Here is a 20,952-nt window from a genome sequence, read left to right on the forward strand (position 1 = left end):
GTCACGCAGTCTCTCGCCATGTCCTTGATCCAGCCTCCCCACCGCTCCGGTCCGTCCGACGCGGCGGTGCATATCCGGCGTCTGCGCCGGTCCGACCGGGCGGAATTCCTGGCCCATCTTCTGCGCCTCGATGGTGAATCGCGGCGTATGCGCTTCGGATCGGCGGTCAATGACGGGTTTCTGACGCGCTACGCCCAATCGACGCTGGGGCCGGGCGGCATGGCCAAGGGCCTGTTCATCGACCGCACGCTGCGCGGCGTGGCGGAGCTGCGCGAGATCGACTCGCCCATGCCCGAGGCCGCGTTCAGCCTGGAGCCGCTCTGGCAGGGGCAGGGCTATGGAACGCGCCTGTTCTCCAGCCTGGTGGACGGGGCGCGCAATGCGGCGCTGCCGCATTTCAAAATTCAGTGCCTGCGCGATAATGTCGCCATGCAAAGGATCGCGCGCCGGCACGAGGCCGAGTTGCAATTTGCCGAGGGTGAGGTGGTTGCCGAACTGCGCCATCCCGGCGGCGACTTCGCCTCGCTGCTTCGGGAAGCGAGCGAGGAGCATTTCGCCCGCAGCCTCGCGGCCGCCGACCGCGCGCTGTATCGCATCGCCGCCGAGGCCGGCGTCGATCTGCGCCTGCGCCGGGCCTGACGCGAGCGGTCTAACCTTTCGCCAAGACCTGTTGGACGAGCGGCAGCATCCGCTCCACCACCACGGCCACCCCGTCCTTGTTGGGGTGCATATAGTCGGCCTGGTTCAGCGCCGCGACGGACGCCACCCCGTCCAGAAAGAACGGGTAATAGGCGACGCCATAGGTCTGGGCGAGTTCGGCATAGATCCGGTTGAAGCGCCGGGCGTAGTCCTCGCCCATGTTCGGCGGGCTGATCATGCCGGCCAGGATGACCTTCGTGCTTGGGCGCGCGGTCAGGCGTTTCAGGATTTCGTCGAGATTGCGCCTGGTGACATCGGGCGAGATGCCGCGCAGCGCGTCGTTGGCGCCGAGTTCCACGATCACGAGATCGGCGCTCGCCGGCACCGACCAGTCGAGCCGGGCAAGGCCCCCGGTCGTCGTGTCGCCGGACACGCCGGCATTCACGACCTTCACGTCCAGCCCCGCCTTGGCGAGCGCGGCCTGAAGCTGCTCGGGAAAGGATTCGCCCGGACCGACGCCGTAGCCGGCCGACAGGCTGTCGCCAAAGGCGATGATCTCAGTGGGTTCGGCCGGCGGGGCCGATTGCGCCTGCGCGGAGGCGAGCGCGCCCCAACTGGCGAGGCCGATCGTCACGAAGGCGAGAAGCTGTTGGAACCGACCCATGTGCCATCCATATTTCAAGGACTGCGAAATTCTGGCGACCGCGTTCGACCGGACCCACGTCCGGCGCCGTTCCATCGCCATATAGGAAGGCAAGGCGCGTGGCAGAACCGGCGATCCGATTACGAAAGGTTCATCTGACGCTCGGCCAGGGCCGGGGCGCGGTGCATGTTCTCAAGGGAATCGACCTCGACGTGGCGCGCGGCGAAAGCGTCGGCATCGTCGGCCCGTCCGGCTCCGGCAAATCGACGCTGCTGATGGTTCTGGCCGGTCTGGAGCGGGCCGACACGGGCGAGGTGGAGATCGCGGGCCAGCCGCTTCAGGGCCTCAGCGAGGACAAGCTCGCCGCTTTTCGCGGCCGCCATATCGGCATCGTCTTCCAGTCCTTCCACCTGATTCCCAACATGACGGCGCTTGAAAACGTCGCCGTGCCGCTGGAGCTCGCGGGCCATCGAAACGCCTTCGAGCGGGCGGAGGCCGAGTTGCGCTCCGTCGGCCTCGGCGCGCGCGTGTCGCACTATCCCGGCGAATTGTCGGGCGGCGAGCAGCAGCGCGTGGCGCTGGCTCGCGCGCTCGCGCCCGAACCCGCGCTCCTGATCGCGGACGAGCCGACCGGCAATCTCGACGCCGACACGGGCGCGCAGATCGCCGACCTTCTGTTCGCCGAGCAGAAGCGGCGCGCCATGACCATGGTGCTGGTCACGCATGACAAGACGCTCGCCGCCCGCTGCGGGCGCGAGGTCGCCGTGCGCTCGGGCGAGATCGAGCGCGACGGCTTCGCGCCCGCTCGCGCCTCGGCGGTGCCGGAACCGATGGTGGCGGAGGCCGCGCGGTGAGCCGCGCCGTCAGCGTTCCGGCCGCCGGCGCTGCCGCGTCTCCCCCCACCCGCCCCTCCGGCACGTTGAAGCTCGCCTGGCGTTTCGCGTTGCGCGAGATGCGCGGCGGCGTGCGCGGCTTCGTGATCTTCCTTCTCTGCCTGACGCTCGGCGTCGCCTCCATCGCCGCCGTCAATTCGGTGTCGGAGATGATGACATCGGGCATCGAGCGGGAAGGGCGCACGATCCTGGGCGGCGACATGCGCTTCGGCCTCAACGGGCGCGAGGCGAGCGAGGCCGAGAAGAGCTTCCTCGCCCGCTTCGGCACGCTGGCCGAGACCGCCAATCTGCGCTCCATGGCGCGCCTGCCCGATGGCACCAACCAGACGCTCTCCGAGGTCAAGGCGGTGGACGGGCAGTACCCGCTCTATGGGGCGGCGCAAACCGACCCGGCCGCGCCGCTCGGCGACCTCCTGGCAGAGCGGAACGGCCGCTTCGGGGCCGTCGCCGCGCCGGAATTCTTCGACCGTCTCGGCATCGAGCCCGGTGCGACCGTGCTTCTCGGCGGCATTGAGGTGGAGCTGCGCGGCCGGCTCACCCGCGAGCCCGATGTCCTGTCGGACGGTTTCATTTTCGCGCCGCGCCTTCTCATCTCGGGTGAGGCGCTGCGCGCGAGCGGGCTGATCCAGCCGGGCTCGCTTGTGGAATATGACTACAAGCTGCGCTTCACCGACCCCGCGCTCGACCCCGCCGGTGTCGAGGCGCAGGCCAAGGCCGACTTCCCGCAGGCGGGATGGAGCATTCGCGATGCGCGCGAGGCCGCGCCCTCGCTTCAGCGCAGCATCGACCGCTTCTCGCAATTCCTGACCCTGGTCGGCCTCACCGCCCTGATCGTCGGGGGCGTGGGCATCGCCAATGCCGTGTCGGCCTATCTCGACGGCAAGCGCACGGTGATCGCCACGTTCAAGAGCCTGGGCTCGGGCGGCGGCTTCGTGGTCTGGATCTATCTCATCCAGATCGGGCTTCTGGCGAGTCTCGGCATCCTTGCCGGCCTTGTGCTCGGCGCGCTCGCGCCCTTTGCGGCGGCCGGCTTTCTGGAAGCCTATATCCCGGTTTCGACGCACCCGTCCGTTTATCCCGGCGCGCTCCTGCTCGCGACCGCCTTCGGCTACCTCACGGCCTTCGCCTTCGCGATCCTGCCTCTCGGGCGCACCCGCGACATCGCGGCCACCGCCCTGTTCCGCTCCAACGAGGGGCCGGGCGCGCTGCGCACGCGGCTGAGCTATGCGCTGGCGGCCGGCGCGCTGGCGCTCGGCATCGCCGGCCTCGCCTTCGTGATGGCGGGCGACAAGCGCATCGCTTCGGTGTTTCTGGTTGCGACCGCCGTCGCCTTCGTCGTCCTGAGACTGGTCTCGGTCGCTATTCGCACGCTCGCCGCGCGCCTGCCGCGCGTGCGCTCCACGCCGCTGCGTTTGGCCATCGGCAACATCCACCGGCCGGGCGCGCTGACCCATTCGGTGGTCCTGTCGCTCGGACTCGGCTTGACGCTGCTGGTCACGCTGGCGACGATCGACAATGCGCTGCGGCGCGAGATCGGAACCAGCATCGCGGCGCGCGCGCCGAACTTCTTCTTCGTGGACATCCAGTCCGCCGAGATCGACCCGTTCCGTGGGCGCATCGCGGAGCTTGCGCCCGGCTCCTCGCTCGACGCCGTGCCCATGCTGCGCGGGCGCATCGTGAAGCTGAACGGCACCGATGTCTCGCAGCTTCAGGTGCCGCCCGAAGGCGCCTGGGTGCTGCGCGGCGACCGGGGCGTGACCTATGCCGCCGCGCCGCCCGAAAACACCACGGTGACGCAAGGGCAGTGGTGGGCAGCGGACTATGCCGGCGAGCCGCTTGTCTCCTTTTCGGCCAAGGAGGGCGGCGAACTCGGGCTGAAGCTCGGCGACACGATCTCCGTCAACGTGCTCGGCCGCGAGATCACGGCGCGCATCGCCAATTTCCGCGCGGTGGAATGGGAATCCATGTCGATCAACTTCGTCATGGTCTTCTCGCCCAACACGTTCGCGGGCGCGCCCCATGCCTGGCTCGCCACGCTTCAGATGCCGAACGCGACGGGCGAGGGCGAGCGCGCTGTCCTGCGCGGCATTTCCAACAGCTTCCCGGCGGTGACCACGGTTCGAGTGAAGGACGCGCTGGATGCCGTCAACGCGCTCGTCGCCCAGCTCGCGCTCGCCATTCGCGCGGCCGCCGCCGTGGCGCTGGTCTCCTCCGTTCTCGTCCTGTCGGGAGCGCTGGCCGCCGGCAACCGCACGCGCGTTCATGATGCTGTCGTGCTCAAGACCTTGGGCGCGACACGCGGCACGCTGATCCGGGCCTATGTCACGGAATATATGACGCTCGGCGCGGCGACGGCTCTCTTCGCCATCGGCGCGGGCGCGCTGGCGGCCTGGTATGTGCTGGCTCGCGTCATGCGCCTGCCTTTCGCTTTTGATGGCGGCGTGGCGCTCGGTGTCCTCGCGGCCGCCCTCGTGCTGACGGTCGGTTTCGGCCTTGCCGGCACATGGCGGGTGCTCGGCCAGAAGGCCGCGCCTGTCCTGCGCGAACTCTGACCCGGCCCCCAATTTGGCCGGATGGAGGAAATTTAATGGCCGCAGCGTCCTGAAACGGCGCGCTGCGGCCCTTTCCGCCCTTGTTCGTTTCGGCTCCTCTTCGCATATTCAGAGCAAGAGGGCTTGGCTGGACGTCCCGCCAGCTAGGCCCGGCCGGCAACGGCCGAGAGGGCGGGATGCAAGAAAGGAAACTGTCCATGGCTGACAAGTGGAACAGCGGCACACGCAGCGTCCCCCTGTCGCGGGGCCGCGCGGACGTCGCCATCGATCAGGGCCTGCGGAGCTACATGCTCCGGGTCTACAACCTCATGGCCATCGGCCTCGCCATCACCGGCGTCGCCGCCTACGGCCTCTTCTCCATGGCGACGACCAGCGATCCCTCGCTGGCGGTCGCCTCCATCCATGGCGTGGGGCTGACGCAGCTCGGCGTCACGGTCTTCACCTCGCCGCTGCGCTGGGTGCTGATGTTCGCACCACTCGCGCTGGTGATGTTCCTGTCCTTCCGGGTCGATCGGATGAGCACGCAGACCGCGCAGACGACCTTCTGGGCCTATGCCGCGCTGGTGGGCTTCTCGCTCTCCACGATCTTCCTCGTCTACACGCAGGAATCGATCGTGCAGGTCTTCTTCGTGACGGCGGCTTCCTTCGGCGCTCTGTCGCTCTTCGGCTACACGACGAAGCGTGACCTCTCGGCCATGGGCTCGTTCCTGATCATGGGCCTCTTCGGCCTGATCATCGCCTCGCTCGTGAACATCTTCCTGGCGTCCTCGGCGCTCAGCTTCGCCATCTCGGCCATCGGCGTCCTGCTCTTCGCGGGCCTCACGGCCTGGGACACGCAGCGCATCAAGGAACTCTACTGGGAAGGCGACGACACGCTGGTTGCCGGTCGCAAGGCCATCATGGGCGCGCTGACCCTTTATCTCGACTTCATCAACCTGTTCATGTTCCTCCTTCGCTTCCTCGGCACCAGCCGCAACTAAAGCCAAGGGGAACCGGACGGTTCTGAGACAGGGGCGGCCTTCGGGTCGCCCTTTTTCGTATGTGCCGTGCGGATCGAGATGGGGTATTTGACGGATTGAGGCGGACGCCACGCCCGCCTATGGTCCGCCCGGTTCACTCCGTAAGGCATCCCATTCATGAGCGCGTTCACCCTTCGCGAGGCCACTCTCGCCGACATTCCCGCCCTGTGCCGCATCTACGAACACGCGGTTCTCCATGGCACGGCGACATACGAGCTGACCCCGCCCGACGAGACCGAGATGACGGCGCGCTTTCTCAATCTGACGCGGCAGGACTATCCCTATCTCGTCGCCTGCAATGGGGAGGGGCGCGTCGTCGCCTATGCCTATGCCGGCCCCTTCCGCGCCCGCCCGGCCTATCGCTGGTCGGTGGAGGATTCGATCTATCTGGAGCCCGAAGCGCAGGGCCAAGGCATCGGCACGGCGTTGCTCGGCCGCCTTTTGGAGCTGTGCGAGGAGAAGGGCTTCCGGCAGATGATCGCGGTGATCGGCGGGGCCGACAATCACGGCTCCGTCAAGCTGCATCAGAAGCTCGGCTTCAAGCCGATCGGCCTGTTCGAAGGCTCGGGCTTCAAGTTCGGACGCTGGATCGACACGGTGCTGATGCAATACACGCTGAACGGCGGCAAGGAGACGCTGCCGGATGAAAGCCGCTATCCCGGCACGCTGGTCTGAGCCCGTCCATTAGGTGGGGCTGATAGCTCCATGAGATGCACGGTCGCCGCCTCGGGCGGCCGTTCGTGGGTATGTAGGACTAATCTGAGTGCCAGAACGTCCCGGTCAGGTGTCCGCCAGCTTCAGCGACTTGTCGAACACGCGCAGCACCTGCGGCAGATCCTGCCCGCGCTTCATCACCAGCCCGCCTGCGGCGTGGACGCTATAGGCCCCCTGGCGGCGCGCCAGTCGCGGCTCCTTCTCGATGCGAAACAGCGGCATTTCGGAACTGCGCCGGAAGATGGAGAACACGGCCCGGTCCTTGAGCGTGTCGATGGCGTAATCGCGCCATTCGCCCGCCGCCACCATGCGCCCGTAGATTCGAAGGATTTCGCCGAGTTCATGCCGATCGAAACTGACGACGGGCAGGGCGTTGGCAGCGCGCACCTCCGAGAGGTGGATCAGCGAGGCGGAGCGTTCGGTCGTGGGTTCGGTCAATCGCAATCCCTCCGGGGAACGCCGCAGGGCGCGGCGAGCCCTTCATCATCCTGTCATGGAAATGGGACCGCGCGAAGGGCGTTGCAACCGGACAGGCTGATGGCTCAAGCCTCGGGGCAGCGTATCGGCTGAGCCGCTGCGCTCGGGAGCGGGTCGGGATACAGAGTCGGACCAATCGTCCGAGGCTGCTGCGCCTTCTTTGTCAGCCGCTGTCGCCGTCCCCCTGGGGCGTCCCGCGACAGCGGAACATCCCACGCCCACCCGTCGCGGTTTGATCGCTCGGCAGACGCTCAGAAGGGCAGGGCCGCCGCTGCCAGAATCGGCCCCGGCCGGTCGTCCCGGTCCATCGCCTGGAGCAGCGCGACGCAGCCGCCCGGCTGCGTGTCGGGGTCGGCGATGAGGCCGAGCGGCATATCCACCGCGAGCCGGCCGTCGGCTCCGAGCAGGCCGACCGCGCGCCAGTCGCGCACCGCATGAGTGTTCAGGAGTTGGCGTCCCTCGTTTTCGCCGCGCGCGACCTCGGTGCGCGTGGTCTTGGCATAGGTCGCCAGAATCAGCGCCGGGGGCCTCGCGCCCTCCGGCAGCGCGCCGGCTTCGACGCGTAGGTGCAGGGTCTCGCCCCGAAGGCGCATCTCGATGCGGGGCGAGCCGTCCGCGCCGGCCAGCGGAGCCTTGGCCGTCGCAGCCTCGATCGCCGCCGCATCGAAGCCGGCCACCACCGCCTTGCCGTTGACGATGGCCTGGGGCGTCGTCAGCCCGCCGAGCCGCAGCGCCTTGGAATAGCTCTTCTGGCGCTCGGCATTGCGGCGCGAGCCGAGCGGGTCTTCCCAGCCGATATAGTCCCAGTAGTCCACGTGATAGGCGAGGGCGACCACATCGGGCCGCGCGGCGAGTTCCGCCAGAACCGCGTCGGCCTTCACGCATTCGCTGCATCCCTGGCTCGTGAAAAGCTCCACGATGCCGCGCACATTCTGGCTCGACGCTTCGTCGCTGCTCTCGTCGGCATGGGCGAGGCCGAGCGGCAGGACAGCGGCAAGGAGCAGGACGAACAGGGTCGGCGGGCTCATGGATCGGCATCTCCTTGGCTCCGGGATGGCCCGAAGAGAGATGGGACCATGGCGGGATAACCCCACGGAAGGCGAGCCTTGCGCCGTTCAATTGAGGGTGAGCCGGGCGCGAGGCGAGGCACATGAAAACGCCGCCGCCCTTGCGAGGAGGGCGGCGGCGCGAAAGCCAAGCGAAACAGCCCGAGGGTTGGCTCGCGAGATCGTGTGAACGGCTCGAGCCTTCGGGCCGAACTGGCGTTCGCCCTCAAGACCCATGTCCAGCCCTCAAGAGAGGGCACCGCCGAAGCGCGGAGGCTTCGGCGGGTGAGGCCTTAGGCCGCCAGCTGGCGCAGCACGTAGTGCAGGATGCCGCCGTTCTTGAAGTATTCCAGCTCGTCCAGCGTATCGATGCGGCAGAGCAGGGGAACCTTGACCACTTCGCCATTGGCGCGGGTGATCGTGGCGTCCATGGTCTGGCGCGGCTTGACCTCGGTCAGGCCTTCGATCGTCACCGTTTCCTCGCCCGTGAGGCCGAGCGACTGCCAGCTCGTGCCTTCCTGGAAGACGAAGGGCACGACGCCCATGCCCACCAGGTTGGAGCGGTGGATGCGCTCGAAGCTCTGCGCGATAACGGCGCGAACGCCCAGAAGCACGGTGCCCTTGGCCGCCCAGTCGCGCGAGGAGCCGGTGCCGTATTCCTTGCCGGCGAAGATCACCAGCGGAACCTCTTCCTGCTGGTACTTCATCGCCGCGTCGTAGATCGCCAGCTGCTCACCGGAGGGGAAGTGCTTGGTGATGCCGCCTTCCACGCCCGGAACCATCTGGTTCTTGATGCGGATATTGGCGAAGGTGCCGCGCATCATGACTTCGTGGTTGCCGCGACGCGCGCCGTAGGAGTTGAAGTCCACCGGGCGCACCTGGTGCGAGACGAGATACTCGCCCGCCGGGCCGTTCTTCTTGATCGAACCGGCCGGCGAGATGTGGTCGGTCGTGATCGAGTCGAGGAAGAGCGAGAGGATGCGCGCGCCCTTGATGTCGGTGACGGGCTTGGGCGTCATCGACATGCCCTCGAAATAGGGCGGGTTCTGCACATAGGTCGAACGGTCGTCCCACTCGTAGGTGAGGCCGCCCGAGACGTCGATCTTCTGCCAGTTCGGGTCGCCCTTGAAGACGTCCGAATAGCGGCTCTCGAACAGGTCGCGCGTGACCGTCTTGCGGACGATCTCGGAGACTTCCTGCGTGGTCGGCCAGATGTCCTTGAGGAAGACGTCCTTGCCGTTCTGGTCCTGGCCGAGCGGGTCCTTGGTGATGTCCACGAACATCGAACCGGCAATGGCGTAGGCGACGACGAGCGGGGGCGAGGCGAGATAGTTCGCGCGCACGTCCGGGTTCACGCGGCCTTCGAAGTTGCGGTTGCCCGAGAGCACCGAGCAGGCCACGAGGTCGTTCTTGTTGATGGCTTCCGAGATCGCTTCGGGAAGCGGGCCGGAATTGCCGATGCAGGTCGTGCAGCCATAGCCGACGAGGTTGAAGCCCATCGCGTCGAGATCGGTCTGGAGACCGGCCTTTTCGAGATATTCGGTGACGACCTGAGAGCCGGGGGCCAGCGAGGTCTTCACCCAGGGCTTCACCTTGAGGCCGAGCGCGTGCGCCTTGCGGGCGACGAGGCCGGCGGCGACCAGCACGTTCGGGTTCGACGTGTTGGTGCAGGAGGTGATGGCCGCGATCACGACGTCGCCGTCGGCGATGCCATGGTCCGCGCCTTCGACGGCGTGGCGAGCGGTCTCGGGCGTCTGGCCGGGGGCCGTCGCGCCTTCGTCCATGAAGCGCGAGTCACCGGTGGATGCCGGCAGCTCGTTCTTCTTGCGGCCGCCCTGAAGTTCGGCGAGCGCGGTGCGGAACTTCGGCGCGGCCTCGGTGAGGGCGACGCGGTCCTGCGGGCGCTTGGGGCCGGCGAGCGAGGGAACGACGGTGGAAAGGTCGAGCGACAGCGTGTCGGTGAAGACGGGCTCTTCCGACGAGGCGTCGAAATACATGCCCTGCGCCTTGGCATAGGCTTCGACCAGCGCGATGCGGTGCTTGTCGCGGCCGGTCGCTTCCAGATAGGCGATCGTGTCCTTGTCGACCGGGAAGAAGCCGCAGGTCGCGCCGTATTCCGGGGCCATGTTGGCGATGGTCGCCTGGTCTTCCAGTGTGAGGTTGGCGAGGCCCGGTCCGTAGAATTCCACGAACTTGCCGACGACGCCCTTCTTGCGCAGCATCTCGGTGACGGTGAGCACGAGATCGGTCGCGGTCGTGCCCTCGGGCAGCTTGCCGTCGATGCGGAAGCCGATGACCTCGGGGATCAGCATGGAGATCGGCTGGCCGAGCATGGCCGCTTCCGCCTCGATGCCGCCGACGCCCCAGCCCAGAACCGCGAGACCGTTGACCATCGTGGTGTGCGAGTCGGTGCCGACCAGCGTGTCGGGATAGGCGATCGTCTCGCCGTTCTCGTCCTTGGTCCAGACGGTCTGGGCCAGATATTCGAGGTTCACCTGATGGCAGATGCCGGTGCCGGGAGGCACGACGCGGAAATTCTGGAAGGCGCCCGAGCCCCAACGCAGGAAGGTGTACCGCTCACCGTTGCGGTCGTACTCGACCTCGACGTTCTTCTCGAACGAATCGGGCTGGCCGAAATAGTCCACCATCACCGAGTGGTCGATCACGAGATCGACGGGGACGAGCGGATTGATCTTCTGGGGGTCGGCGCCGAGATTGGCGGTCGCATCGCGCATGGCGGCGAGATCGACGACGGCCGGAACGCCCGTGAAGTCCTGCATCAGGACGCGGGCCGGGCGATAGGCGATCTCGTGACCGGCCGAGCCCTTGTCGTTCAGCCAGTTGACCACGGCGCGGATGTCGTCGGCCAGAACCGTGCGGCCGTCTTCGTTGCGCAGGAGGTTCTCGAGAATGACCTTCATCGAGTAGGGCAGGCGCGAAGCGCCCGACAGGCCGTTCTTTTCGGCCTCTTTCAGGTCGAAATAGACATAGGGCTTCCCGTCGACCGTCAGGGTCTTGCGGCTTTTGAAGCTATCGGGGTGGGACATAGGGTTCTCGTTCCTTCTCGAACCAAAAAATGTCCGAAAGGCGAACGACCGCGGCACGCGGCGAAGCGCGCCTTGGAAAATGCGGGTGCGACCATTTCCGCCCGTCCGCCTCAGTCCTCGCCGGGGAGGCGGGGCACGTGAGATCGGCGCTATGTGATCCACGCCGGTCGCTGGAGTGGGTGAGCGCCTTATAGGCAAGTTTGTAATTGCTATAAAGGGCCTTCTCGCATTCGCGCGCACCCATTCGGGGGAGCGCTCCTGCCTCACGCCATCTTCATTCGCCTTGCCTGGACAGCCTGACGGAGCCTCAAGGGGGCGGTGTACCGGGCCTCTCTCACCGCGCCGTCTCGCCGATGCTCGTCCCATGCCGGTGGCATGGGTGACATTCGGCGCGTCGCTGCGGCGAGAGATTCGCCAGTGTTCCACCCTGAGGTTCTGTCAGACCTTCGGGACGTCGCTCGCTCCGCCTTGCCGCTTGCCTTTCGGGTCCCGCCTCTCCACAACGAAGCCTTGGGATTGGAGCCCTTATAGCGCTCCAAAGTTGAGGAGTGGTTCCGGCGTGGCGGGCAGGCTCGTGATCAGAGGGCTGGCTTGCGGCCGGGGCGGGCGGCTGGTCGTGCCGCCGCTCGATCTGGCTCTATCGGCCGGCGAGGCCGTACTGGTGACGGGCGAGAACGGCGCGGGCAAATCGACCCTGCTGCGCACGCTGGCCGGCCTTCTGCCGCCGCTCGCCGGAGGCGTTCGCGTCGAGGGCTTGCCCGCTGCCGACGGCGAGCCGGCCCGAAGCCTCGCCGACATCGCCCACTATATCGGCCATCGCAACGCGCTGAAGGGCGCGCGCCGCGTTGGGGCGGAACTCGCCTTCTGGGCACGCTTTCTAGGAGGCGCGGGCGGCCTCTCGCCCGAAGCCGCGCTGGGTGCGCTCGGCCTGCCGGAGGGCGTGGCCCGGCTGCGCTGCTCCGATCTTTCGGCGGGGCAGGCGCGGCGCGCGGCGCTCGCCCGGCTTCTGGTCGCCCCCCGCCCGCTCTGGCTTCTGGACGAGCCGACCAATGCGCTGGACGCCGCGACGCAGGCGCGCTTCGCCGCGCTTTGCCGGCACCATCTCTCAAGCGGGGGCATGATTCTCGCGGCCACGCACCAGCCTGTCGATCTCGGGCCCGCCGCCCGCACGCTTGTTCTGGAGCCGCAGCCGGCAGGCCTGGCGCTCGCCGAATCGGGCGAGGACGAGGGCTGGGAGGCGATCGGCTGATGCTGGCTCTGTTTCGGCGCGATCTCGCGCTGCTCCTGTCCGGCTCGGGCGGCGGCGCGCCGGGCGTCGTGTTCTTTCTGGCTGTCGTCGCCGTCATCCCCTTCGGAGTCGGCCCGGACCTCCAGCTTCTCTCGCGCATCGGCCCGGCCTTTCTGTGGATCGGCGCGCTGCTTTCCACGCTCCTGTCGCTCGACCGCTTGTTTCAGGCCGACCGGGACGACGGCACGCTCGACCTGCTCCTCACCGGCCCCTTGCCGCTGCCGCTCGTGGTGCTCGCCAAATGTGCCGCGCTCTGGGTCGCGAGCTGCCTGCCGCTGGTTCTCGCCGCGCCGCTGCTGGGCCTCCTTCTGGCGCTGGAGCCGCTGGCGCTGGGGGCGAGCGCGCTGACGCTGCTGGTCGGCACGCCGGCACTCGTCTTGATCGGCGCGGTCGGCGCGGCGGTGGCCGCTGGCCTGCCACGCGGGGGCGTTCTCGTCTCGGTGCTGACCCTGCCGCTCGCGATCCCGATTCTCATCTTCGGCGTCGCTGCCACCAGCGGGGCTGTGAACGATCTCGCCCCCTTTCGCGCGCCCTTCCTGATCCTTCTGGCGCTGACACTGCTGTACGGCGTCCTCGGCCCCTTCGCCGCCGCGCTCGCGCTTCGCCAATCCAGCGATTGAGACGTTCCATGCCCCGCTTCGACCCCGCGCTCTATTCCTTCCACGTCGAGACGCCCGACAGCGAAAGCTATCGCCGCCTGCGCGCCGTCTCTGGTCTCAGCCCCAAGAGCGAGGAAGCCGCCCGGCGCGGCTTGCCGAACACGCTCCATGCCGTGATTGCGCGCTTCGAGGGACGCACCGTCGCCATGGGCCGCGTCGTGGGCGATGGCGGGGCCTTCTTTCAGATCGTGGACATGGCGGTGGAGCCTGCCCACCAGGGGCAGGGGATCGGCAAGGCGATCTTCGCCGCGCTGGTGGATTGGCTGCGCGAGACCGCGCCCGACAGCGCGCGAGTCAGTCTGACTGCCGGTGGCGATGCCCGCCATCTCTATGCCCAGTTCGGCTTCGAGCCCGTCATGCCGGAGGCGATCGGCATGGCGCTGATGATCCGGCGAGGCTGACGGCTGGTCGCGCTCAGCCATGCGATGGCTGCGGCGGGTCGCCGTCCATGAGCCGTTTCGTCAATTCGTCCGCGCCTCGTGCGACGCCCAGCCAATTCCGCTTCGGCTGGAAATGCTCTAGAACGGCGGCATGAGCGATCTCGCCGCCCGTCCCTCGCGCTTTGCGCTTCTGGCCAACCCGACGCGGTTTCTGGACCTGTCGGGCCGTCTCCAGCCCTGGCTCTATGCGCTGGCGCTGGCGCTTCTGGCGGTTGGCCTCGGCCTCGGCCTCGCCGCCCCGGAAGACTATCAGCAGGGCGCGACGGTTCGCATCCTCTTCATCCATGTGCCCTTCGCCTGGATCGCGATGATGGGCTGGACGGTCATGTCGGCCTCCGCGCTCGGCCTTCTCGTCTGGCGCCATCCGATCGCGGAAGTCTCGATCCGCGCCGCCGCGCCCATCGGCGCGGTGTTCACGTTTCTGTGTCTCTTCACCGGCTCGGTCTGGGGCCGGCCCATGTGGGGCACGTGGTGGGTCTGGGACGCGCGGCTGACCTCCGTTTTCGTGCTCTTCCTGATGTATCTCGGGCTGATCGCGCTGACGCGGGCCTTCGAGGAGCCGCAGCGGGCCGGGCGCATGGCCTCGGTCTTCGTCCTGGTCGGCTTTCTCCTGATCCCGGTGATCAAGTTCTCGGTGGACTGGTGGTCCACGCTGCACCAGCCGGCCAGCGTCCTGCGCCTGGGCGGCTCGACGCTGGACGATGCCTATCTCTACCCTCTCTTGATCTCGGCCGCCGGTTTCACCACGCTCTTCTTCGCGCTGCATCTCACCGCCATGCGTACGGAAATTCGCCGTCGTCGCCTGCGCAACATGGAGCGACGCCGGATGGGTCTGGCGGAGGGCTGACATCATGCAATCCAGCTATTTCGGCTTCATCGCCGCCGCCTATGGCATGGCGGCTTTCGCGCTCGGCGCCTTGGGACTCTGGACCTTTCTCGACGCGCGCTCGGTCTCGCGCCGCCTGAAGGCGCTGGAGAGCGAGCGCGGGGCGCGGCGCAAGCTGCCATGAGCGAGATGTCCGCCACCCCACCGCGCCGCCGTCGGCCGTTTCTCGTCGCCCTGCCGCTTCTCGTCTTCGGCGGGCTCGCCGCGCTGTTCCTGACACAGCTCGTCTCTGGCCATGATCCGAGCCAGCTTCCTTCCGCGCTGATCGGCCAGAAGGCTCCCGCCACCAGCCTGCCGCCGCTGGCCGGCCTACAGGGGGCCGATGGTGCGCCCGTGCCGGGCCTCGCCGTTTCGCCGGAGGGCGACGGCGCGCCGCGCCTCGTCAATGTCTTCGCTTCCTGGTGCGGCCCCTGCCGGCAGGAGCATCCGCTGCTCATGGCGCTGGCGAGCGACCCGGCGGTGCGTAACTCCGGCCTGCGCATCGAGGGGCTGAACTACAAGGACAAGCCGGATCAGGCGCTCGGCTTCCTCACCTCGCTCGGCAACCCTTACGCCCGCGTCGGCACGGACGAGCGCGGCACGGCAGCGATCGACTGGGGCGTCTATGGCGTGCCGGAAACCTTTCTCGTGACCGGTGACGGGCGCATTCTCTGGAAGCAGACCGGCCCGCTCGACGTCAAAGCCATCCGTGAGGGGCTGTTACCCGCGCTCGCCAAGTCAGGCTCACCCGCGCCCTGAACGGGCACTAAAGGCAGAAGCCGAACAGCATCAGCCCCACCAGGCGCGGCCCCTCGCTGAGCCAAAGCAGAGCGCCGACGCCGGACAGGAGCGCCAGCCCGGCGGGAAACAGAAACTCGGCCCGCGCCTTCATGCCGGCGCGCCCGCCGGAGTGAGCTTCGCATCGCGGATCGGCAGATTGGCCACGCCCGCCAGAAGCGCCAAGGCGATCGAGATCGTCCAGGCTGCGTCGTAGCTTCCCGTCCAGGCGAAGACGAGGCCCGCGCCCCAGGCCCCGAAAAACGCGCCGATCTGGTGGCTCATGAAGACGATGCCGAACAGGGTCGAAAGGTAGCGCACGCCGAAGATCTGGCCGACAAGCCCGCTCGTCAGTGGCACCGTGCCGAGCCAGAGAAAGCCCATGGCGCAGGCGAAGATCGTGACCGAAAGCGGCGTGAAGGGCACCGCGAGAAACAGCGCGATCACCACGGCGCGGCCGAAATAGAGCGCCGCCAGCACATATTTCTTGCGCAGCCGGTCGGCCGAAAGGCCGAAGACATAGGAGCCGAGAATGTTGAACAGGCCGATCAGCGCCAGCGCCCGCGCGCCGACCGATGGGTCGATCGCCTGATCGGCCAGAAAGGCCGGCAGATGCGTCGCGACGAAGGCGACGTGAAAGCCGCAAACGAAGAAGCCGACATTCAGGAGCCAATAGCCGGGATGGCGCGCGGCAAGCCGCAGGGCCGCGCCGAGGCTTTCGCTCTGGGCCGCGCCCGCGCTGGGAGCCGCCTGAGGCCGCCCGGCAATGCCGATCGCCAGAAACACCATGAGCGAGGCGAGGGCCGCGCCGAAGAGAAGCGCACCGCGCCAGCCGAAAGCCTCGACGGCCATCTGCGTGACCGGCACCAGAAGGAATTGCCCGACCGAGCCGCCCGCCGTCACGATGCCGAAGGCCATGCCGCGCCGCTCGGCCGGCACGAAGCGCCCGACCGCGCCGAGCACGACCACGAACGTGACGCCCGTCATGGCAAAGCCGACGAGAACGCCGAGCGACAGGTCGAGCGCCAGGGCGCTCGCCGCCGTGGAAGCCAGAACGAGACCCAGCGCATAGAGAAGCCCGCCGACGGCCGCGACGCGCCCCGCGCCGTGCCGATCGGCCAGCGCGCCGACAAAGGGCTGGCCGAGGCCCAGAACGAGATTCTGCAGCGCGATGGCGAGGCCGAACGCCTCGCGCCCGACGCCGATCTCCAACTCGACGGGCCGGAGCAGAAGGCCGAAGCCCTGCCGCAGACCCATGGCGATGGTGACGATCGTCGCCCCGCAGAGAAGCGCGATCCAGGGATTGCGAAGGGAGGCGGGGGCTGGGGTCATCTGCGGCTCGCGAACAGGTGTCTGACAGGCGTAGCGCAAATGCCGTGCGCTGCCGAGCCCTGATTCGTCAGTCGAGCTTTCGAATTCGGTGCGGCCAGCTATCTGTCTGATCGGTACGCGCCTCGACCGGCCACGCTCAGGCGATCAGGGGGGCAGCCTTGGCGCCGAGCACATCGCAGATCGCCTGCGGGGCGAGATGGATCTGCAAGCCGCGCTGGCCGCCATTGACGAAGACCTGTGCGTGCCGCAGCGCCTGCTCTTCAATCACCACCGGCACCCGCTTCTTCTGGCCGAAGGGGCTGATGCCGCCGACCACATAGCCCGTTGTCCGCTCGGCCTCGGCAGGCGGCATCATCTGCGCCGACTTGCCGCCCACGGCGCTGGCGAGGCGCTTCATCGAAACCTCCCGGTCGGAAGGCACGACCACGCAGACCGGCTTGCCGTCCACCAGCGTCATCAGGGTCTTCAGGACGAGATCGGGCGAAACGCCGATCGCTTCGGCCGCCTGCAATCCGATATGCTGGGCGTGCGGGTCGTAGGCGTATTCTTGCGTGGTGAAGGCGATGCCCGCTTGCGTCAGGGCCAGCGTGGCGCGTGTCGACTTGGACAAAGCTCGGCCTCATTCGTGGAGATGGTTCGGCGTGTCGCCCGTTCGGCCTATGCCTTCCGGGCGCAAAACGAAACGGGGTTCGCCATGAAAATCTGGGGTCGCAACAATTCCACCAATGTCCGCAAGGTTCTCTGGTGCGCGGCGGAACTCGGGCTCGCTTACGAGCACATTCCAGCGGGCGGCGCGTTCGGGCAGGTCCAGTCCCCGGCCTATCTTGCCCTGAACCCCAACGGCCTCGTGCCCTGCTTGGAGGATGAGGGGCTGGTTCTCTGGGAATCCAACGCGATCGTGCGCTATCTCGCCCGCCAATACGGAGCCGCGCCCTTCGCGCCCGGCGACCCGCGCGCCTTTGCCGTCGCCGACAAATGGATGGACTGGACCTCGCTCTCCTTCTCCGGTCCCTTCCGCGATCTGTTCTGGAACCTCGTTCGCGTCGCGCCCGATCAGCGGGACGACGCCGCGATGGAGCGAGGGGCGCACCAGTGCGCGGAGTTGATGCGCCGAGCCGACGCGGCCCTGCAAGGCTCGCCCTACCTGTCCGGCCCCGATTTCGGCATCGGCGACATCCCGCTCGGCTGCATCGCTTATGCCTGGTTTTCGCTCCCGATCGAGCGTCCCAGCCTTCCAGCGCTCGAAGCCTGGTACGAACGGATCGCGGCCCGGCCGGCTTTTCGCACGGGCGTCATGACCGGGATTTCCTGAGAGCGAACCGCTTCGATCGAGAGATTTCCCGCTCCTTCGCCCAGCCGGGGCTTGCGGCGAAGGGGCAAGCCGTCGCAAGAGGCTGGCGTCCATAAGGCGGGCGAACGATCTTGTGAATCGAGACCACCCGCCATTTTTCCTCGCGCTCCCAAGCGCTGAGGTATGAACCGGAGCCTCGCGCCATGTCTCACGCCCTGACCCGCCGCCGCTTTGCCGCTCTCGCCGGCGCAGGGTTGGCGCTTGGACTTACCGGCCTGACCTCCAGGCCCGCCCGCGCCGAAGCGGATTTGGACGCGCTCTGGGCCGAGATCGAAAGCCGCTTCTCGGCCCGGCTCGGTGCCTTCGTCTGGGACATGGAAACGGATCGGCGCTGGGCGCGGCGCGCGGACGAGCGCTTTCCGCTGTGCTCGACCTTCAAGCTCGTGGCCGCCGCCGGCCTCCTGGCTCGCGTGGATGCCGGCCAGGAAAACCTGTCGCGACGTGTGGTGATCGCAAAATCCGATCTCGTGACCTATTCGCCCGAGACCGAAAAGCATGTCGGCGGCGAAGGCATGACGCTCAGTTCCATCGCCGAGGCGGCGCTGACGCAGAGCGACAACACGGCCGGCAATGTGCTGATCGACCTTCTGGGCGGGCCGGAGGGCGTGACCCGGACGGCGCGCGGCTTCGGCGACGAGAGCTTCCGGCTCGACCGGCGCGAAACCGCGCTGAACGAGGCGAAGCCTGGCGACCCCAGGGACACGACCAGCCCGGCGGCCATGACAAAGACGCTCCACGCGCTTCTCTTCGGCAAGGCGCTGAAACCGGACTCGCGCCGCCAGCTGGCGGACTGGATGGTCGCGAACCGGACGGGCGACGCCAAGCTGCGCGCGGGCCTGCCGAAAGACTGGCGCGTCGGGGACAAGACGGGCGGTGGCGATTTCGGGACGATGAACGATGTCGCGGTGATCTGGCCGCCCGCAGGAAAGCCGATCCTGATCAGCCTGTATCTGACGGAAACGAAGGCCAGTTTCGACGAGCGCAACGCGGCCTTCGCCGAGATCGGCCGCGCGCTCGCCATGCTTCGCTGAAGACCGCGGGCGGCTTCGGGGCAGCCCCAAAGCCGCCCGTAAACCGGCCTTAGCCGTTGAAGACCACGGCGATCTTGTTGCCGCAGGGATCGCGCAGATAGGCGGCGTACCAGTCCGGCCCATATTGCGGGCGCAGGCCCGGCGCGCCTTCGTCCGTGCCGACCTGCGCCATTCCAGCGGCGTAGAAGGCGTCCACTTCGGCTTGCGAGGCGGCGGGAAAGCCGACCATCGCGCCGTTTCCGGCGCTGGCCGGCGCGCCGTCGAAGGGTTTCAAGACCCAGGCCGAAAAGCCTTCGCCCGTGCCGCCTCGAGAGTAGCCGCGCCCGCCCGCGAAGCTCGCATGGCTGCTCCAGCCGATCGCCGCCAGAACCGCATCGTAAAAGGCAGAGGACGGCTCGACCGGCGACGCGCCGATCGTGACATAGGGATGCATCGCCATGGTTGGGGCTCCGTTGGACCAGAGCCGAAGCGTAAAAGGGCGAACTGGTGCCGAGCCTGACCTAAGGGAAGGCCATGGCCAAATGCGCGATGGCCTCCATCTTGCCTCGCATGAGTGATCTTACCCCTGCCTTCTCCCTTCGCATTCCCGAGGACGATGCTCTCGCGCGGCGCGTCTGCGATCATTGCGGCTTCGTCGCCTATGAGAACCCGAAGATTGTCGTCGGCTCGGTCGTGCGGTTCGAAGATCGCATCCTCCTGTGCCGCCGCGGCATAGAACCGGGGCGAGGGCGCTGGACGATTCCGGCCGGCTATCTCGAACTGAACGAGACGCCCGATGCCGGCGCGGCGCGCGAGGCTCTCGAGGAGGCCGGGGCGCGGATCGACATTTCGCGGCTTCTGGCGGTCTATTCCGTGCCCCGCATCAGCCAGGTGCAACTGATCTACCGCGCGCGCCTCCTCGACCCCGCCATCCTGGCCGGCCCGGAAAGTCTGGAGGTCAAGCTAGTGCACCCGGACGACATCCCGTGGGACGACCTCGCCTTTCCCACAGTCCATTGGGCGCTGCGCCATGATGCGGAGGCGGAAGCGGGCGCGCCGCCGGTGCCTTTCGGCAATCCAGCCGGCGAGGCAGGAGACCGCCTGCCGGATGGAACGCCGGTGGGCGAGGACGCGCTGTAGCGGGGCGCAAACTTTCGGGCCGATCCGCCCGGTTTTTCAATTGAGGCGGCGCCGAGTTGCCGGAGACGGCTCGGCGCTGTTTCACGTGAAACGTTAAAGAAGACCGAATCCGATCAGTCCCGCGCCTCGTCCGTCGTGCGACGAATTTCCGAAACGAGTTCGGACGGCAGCTGAAGACGGGCGGCGAGAAGGTCGAGATAGGCGCGCTCGGCCGGCTGGTCCGGGTCGATGGCGAGGAGCGACGCGGTGTAGAGTTCGACCGCCACCTCCTGCGTCGTCGCATGGCGCACCAGCTCGTCCACCGAGAGCGGACGGCGGATTTCGTCCATCAGCAGGCCCTTTTCCTCGGCGTCGAGATCGAGATCCTCGATCCGCCCGAAGATGCGGCGCTCCTCGTTGGCATCGAGCGTGCCGTCCGCCTTGGCCGCCGCGATCATTGCTGACAGGAGAAGCTTGGCGCGGCGCTCGGCGTCCGAGCCGGCGGGGTGAAAGTTCGGGTCGCTCACCTCGGGAATGTCGCTGGCGGCGATGGGGCGGATCGGGCCGGGCTGCGAGGGCGCGAGACTTGGCTGGTTCTGCGCCTGCCAATTGGTCCAGGCCTTGTAGCCGAGACCGGCGATCAGGGCGAGGCCGCCGAGCTTCACGGCCTGTCCGCCGAAACCCTTCATGCTCTTCCCGCCGCCCCGGCGCAGAAGCTGCGAGACGAGACCGCCCGCCAGCGCGCCGCCGATGGCCTTGCCGGCGAGCGAGCCGCCGCCCGAGCGCCCGCCCGACAGGACGCTGGCGGCGAGATCGCCGATGCCGCCCCCTGAGCGCGCGCCGGTCCCGCCGAGCGCGCCGCCGAGCAGCTTGCCGAGCCCGTCCTGAAGCGTTTCGCCGGTGGAGGCGCGGCCGGTGCCCGATGGGAAAGGACTGCGCGTGCCGGCGGCGCGTCCCGTGCCGAGGAACTGGTCGAGAAGTTTCTGCGCGTCGATCATTCCAAGGGCCTCCGGATCAGGGATCAGAAGGCGCATTTGGGGAGCGCGAGGCGCGCGGCCAAGCGGCCGGCCCTCGCGATGCG

23 protein-coding genes are annotated in these 20,952 nt (G+C 67.9%); 14 read left to right on the plus strand and 9 right to left on the minus strand.

Translation table 11 applies throughout. From position 1 onward, the window contains the following. The first annotated feature begins 18 nt into the window (after positions 1-18). A complete protein-coding gene (locus NS365_RS06375) occupies positions 19-639 on the plus strand; it encodes a GNAT family N-acetyltransferase (RefSeq protein ID WP_058599435.1) in 621 nt (206 codons plus the stop codon). A gap of 10 nt (positions 640-649) precedes the next feature. Here NS365_RS06375 and NS365_RS06380 read toward each other — a convergent pair whose 3' ends face one another. Further along, positions 650-1,303: an arylesterase gene (locus tag NS365_RS06380; protein ID WP_058599436.1), complete on the minus strand. Its 654-nt coding sequence runs from the start codon at positions 1,301-1,303 to the stop codon at positions 650-652. A gap of 98 nt (positions 1,304-1,401) precedes the next feature. Here NS365_RS06380 and NS365_RS06385 point away from each other — a divergent pair, with 98 nt between their 5' ends. From NS365_RS06385 to NS365_RS06400, 4 genes are all read left to right on the plus strand, one after another. Beyond that, complete coding sequence (locus NS365_RS06385) at positions 1,402-2,136, plus strand: ABC transporter ATP-binding protein (protein ID WP_058599437.1); 735 nt, start codon at positions 1,402-1,404, stop codon at positions 2,134-2,136. A 98-nt stretch (positions 2,137-2,234) separates the two neighbouring features. After that, the gene (locus NS365_RS06390; RefSeq protein ID WP_058599528.1) at positions 2,235-4,727 is read left to right on the plus strand and encodes an ABC transporter permease; all 2,493 of its coding nucleotides are present in this window, start codon (positions 2,235-2,237) and stop codon (positions 4,725-4,727) included. Between the two features lie 197 nt (positions 4,728-4,924). Then, entirely contained in the window at positions 4,925-5,707 is a 783-nt protein-coding gene (locus tag NS365_RS06395) for a Bax inhibitor-1/YccA family protein (protein WP_058599438.1), read from the plus strand. 156 nt (positions 5,708-5,863) lie between these two features. Further along, positions 5,864-6,421: a GNAT family N-acetyltransferase gene (locus NS365_RS06400; RefSeq protein ID WP_058599439.1), complete on the plus strand. Its 558-nt coding sequence runs from the start codon at positions 5,864-5,866 to the stop codon at positions 6,419-6,421. Positions 6,422-6,526: 105 nt separating this feature from the next. On the opposite strand, the gene NS365_RS06405 is transcribed toward NS365_RS06400, so the two are convergent. The 3 genes from NS365_RS06405 to acnA form a co-directional block, all read right to left on the minus strand. Further along, a complete protein-coding gene (locus tag NS365_RS06405) occupies positions 6,527-6,865 on the minus strand; it encodes a DUF2794 domain-containing protein (RefSeq protein ID WP_244493385.1) in 339 nt (112 codons plus the stop codon). A 323-nt stretch (positions 6,866-7,188) separates the two neighbouring features. Continuing rightward, a complete protein-coding gene (locus NS365_RS06410; RefSeq protein ID WP_058599441.1) occupies positions 7,189-7,965 on the minus strand; it encodes a DUF1223 domain-containing protein in 777 nt (258 codons plus the stop codon). Between the two features lie 311 nt (positions 7,966-8,276). Continuing rightward, positions 8,277-11,030 (minus strand): aconitate hydratase AcnA, encoded by a 2,754-nt coding sequence (gene acnA, locus NS365_RS06415; protein ID WP_058599442.1) that lies wholly within the window; start codon positions 11,028-11,030, stop codon positions 8,277-8,279. Between the two features lie 559 nt (positions 11,031-11,589). Here acnA and ccmA point away from each other — a divergent pair. The 6 genes from ccmA (at position 11,590) to NS365_RS06440 (ending at position 15,041) form a co-directional block, all read left to right on the plus strand. After that, positions 11,590-12,279: a heme ABC exporter ATP-binding protein CcmA gene (gene ccmA / locus NS365_RS06420; RefSeq protein WP_058599443.1), complete on the plus strand. Its 690-nt coding sequence runs from the start codon at positions 11,590-11,592 to the stop codon at positions 12,277-12,279. Further along, the gene (gene ccmB / locus NS365_RS06425) at positions 12,279-12,938 is read left to right on the plus strand and encodes a heme exporter protein CcmB (protein WP_058599444.1); all 660 of its coding nucleotides are present in this window, start codon (positions 12,279-12,281) and stop codon (positions 12,936-12,938) included. Before ccmA ends, ccmB begins: the two co-directional genes overlap by 1 nt. An 8-nt stretch (positions 12,939-12,946) precedes the next feature. Next, positions 12,947-13,378 carry a GNAT family N-acetyltransferase gene (locus NS365_RS06430; protein WP_058599445.1) on the plus strand — a complete coding sequence of 144 codons (432 nt, stop codon included), beginning with the start codon at positions 12,947-12,949 and terminating at the stop codon, positions 13,376-13,378. Positions 13,379-13,508: 130 nt separating this feature from the next. Further along, positions 13,509-14,264 (plus strand): heme ABC transporter permease, encoded by a 756-nt coding sequence (locus NS365_RS06435; RefSeq protein ID WP_058599446.1) that lies wholly within the window; start codon positions 13,509-13,511, stop codon positions 14,262-14,264. A gap of 4 nt (positions 14,265-14,268) precedes the next feature. Then, complete coding sequence (gene ccmD, locus NS365_RS23500) at positions 14,269-14,427, plus strand: heme exporter protein CcmD (protein ID WP_082684470.1); 159 nt, start codon at positions 14,269-14,271, stop codon at positions 14,425-14,427. After that, a complete protein-coding gene (locus NS365_RS06440) occupies positions 14,424-15,041 on the plus strand; it encodes a DsbE family thiol:disulfide interchange protein (protein WP_058599447.1) in 618 nt (205 codons plus the stop codon). The genes ccmD and NS365_RS06440 overlap by 4 nt, the downstream gene beginning before the upstream one ends. Positions 15,042-15,048: 7 nt before the next feature. Here NS365_RS06440 and NS365_RS25185 read toward each other — a convergent pair whose 3' ends face one another. The 3 genes from NS365_RS25185 to ybaK form a co-directional block, all read right to left on the minus strand. Then, positions 15,049-15,174: a hypothetical protein gene (locus tag NS365_RS25185; RefSeq protein ID WP_275477548.1), complete on the minus strand. Its 126-nt coding sequence runs from the start codon at positions 15,172-15,174 to the stop codon at positions 15,049-15,051. Continuing rightward, a complete protein-coding gene (locus NS365_RS06445) occupies positions 15,171-16,391 on the minus strand; it encodes an MFS transporter (protein ID WP_058599448.1) in 1,221 nt (406 codons plus the stop codon). The genes NS365_RS25185 and NS365_RS06445 overlap by 4 nt, the downstream gene beginning before the upstream one ends. Before the next feature lie 136 nt (positions 16,392-16,527). Further along, positions 16,528-17,001, minus strand: a complete 474-nt coding sequence (ybaK, locus tag NS365_RS06450; protein WP_058599449.1) for a Cys-tRNA(Pro) deacylase — start codon at positions 16,999-17,001, stop codon at positions 16,528-16,530. 84 nt (positions 17,002-17,085) lie between these two features. On the opposite strand from ybaK, the gene NS365_RS06455 reads away from it, so the two are divergent. Both NS365_RS06455 and bla read left to right on the plus strand, forming a co-directional pair. Continuing rightward, positions 17,086-17,703, plus strand: coding sequence for a glutathione S-transferase family protein (locus NS365_RS06455; RefSeq protein WP_058599529.1), 618 nt, complete (start codon positions 17,086-17,088; stop codon positions 17,701-17,703). A gap of 182 nt (positions 17,704-17,885) precedes the next feature. Then, positions 17,886-18,773 carry a class A beta-lactamase gene (gene bla, locus NS365_RS06460; RefSeq protein WP_058599450.1) on the plus strand — a complete coding sequence of 296 codons (888 nt, stop codon included), beginning with the start codon at positions 17,886-17,888 and terminating at the stop codon, positions 18,771-18,773. A 49-nt stretch (positions 18,774-18,822) separates the two neighbouring features. Here bla and NS365_RS06465 read toward each other — a convergent pair whose 3' ends face one another. Then, the gene (locus NS365_RS06465) at positions 18,823-19,206 is read right to left on the minus strand and encodes a VOC family protein (RefSeq protein ID WP_058599530.1); all 384 of its coding nucleotides are present in this window, start codon (positions 19,204-19,206) and stop codon (positions 18,823-18,825) included. Positions 19,207-19,286: 80 nt separating this feature from the next. Between NS365_RS06465 and NS365_RS06470 the strand changes: the two genes are divergently transcribed. Continuing rightward, on the plus strand, positions 19,287-19,892 hold the full coding sequence (locus NS365_RS06470; protein WP_244498385.1) for an NUDIX hydrolase: 606 nt from the start codon (positions 19,287-19,289) through the stop codon (positions 19,890-19,892). 113 nt (positions 19,893-20,005) lie between these two features. Here NS365_RS06470 and NS365_RS06475 read toward each other — a convergent pair whose 3' ends face one another. After that, complete coding sequence (locus NS365_RS06475) at positions 20,006-20,869, minus strand: tellurite resistance TerB family protein (protein ID WP_082684478.1); 864 nt, start codon at positions 20,867-20,869, stop codon at positions 20,006-20,008. Between the last annotated feature and the right edge of the window lie 83 nt (positions 20,870-20,952).

The sequence above is a fragment of the Aureimonas ureilytica genome (assembly GCF_001475935.1).
GTDB lineage: Bacteria > Pseudomonadota > Alphaproteobacteria > Rhizobiales > Rhizobiaceae > Aureimonas > Aureimonas ureilytica_A.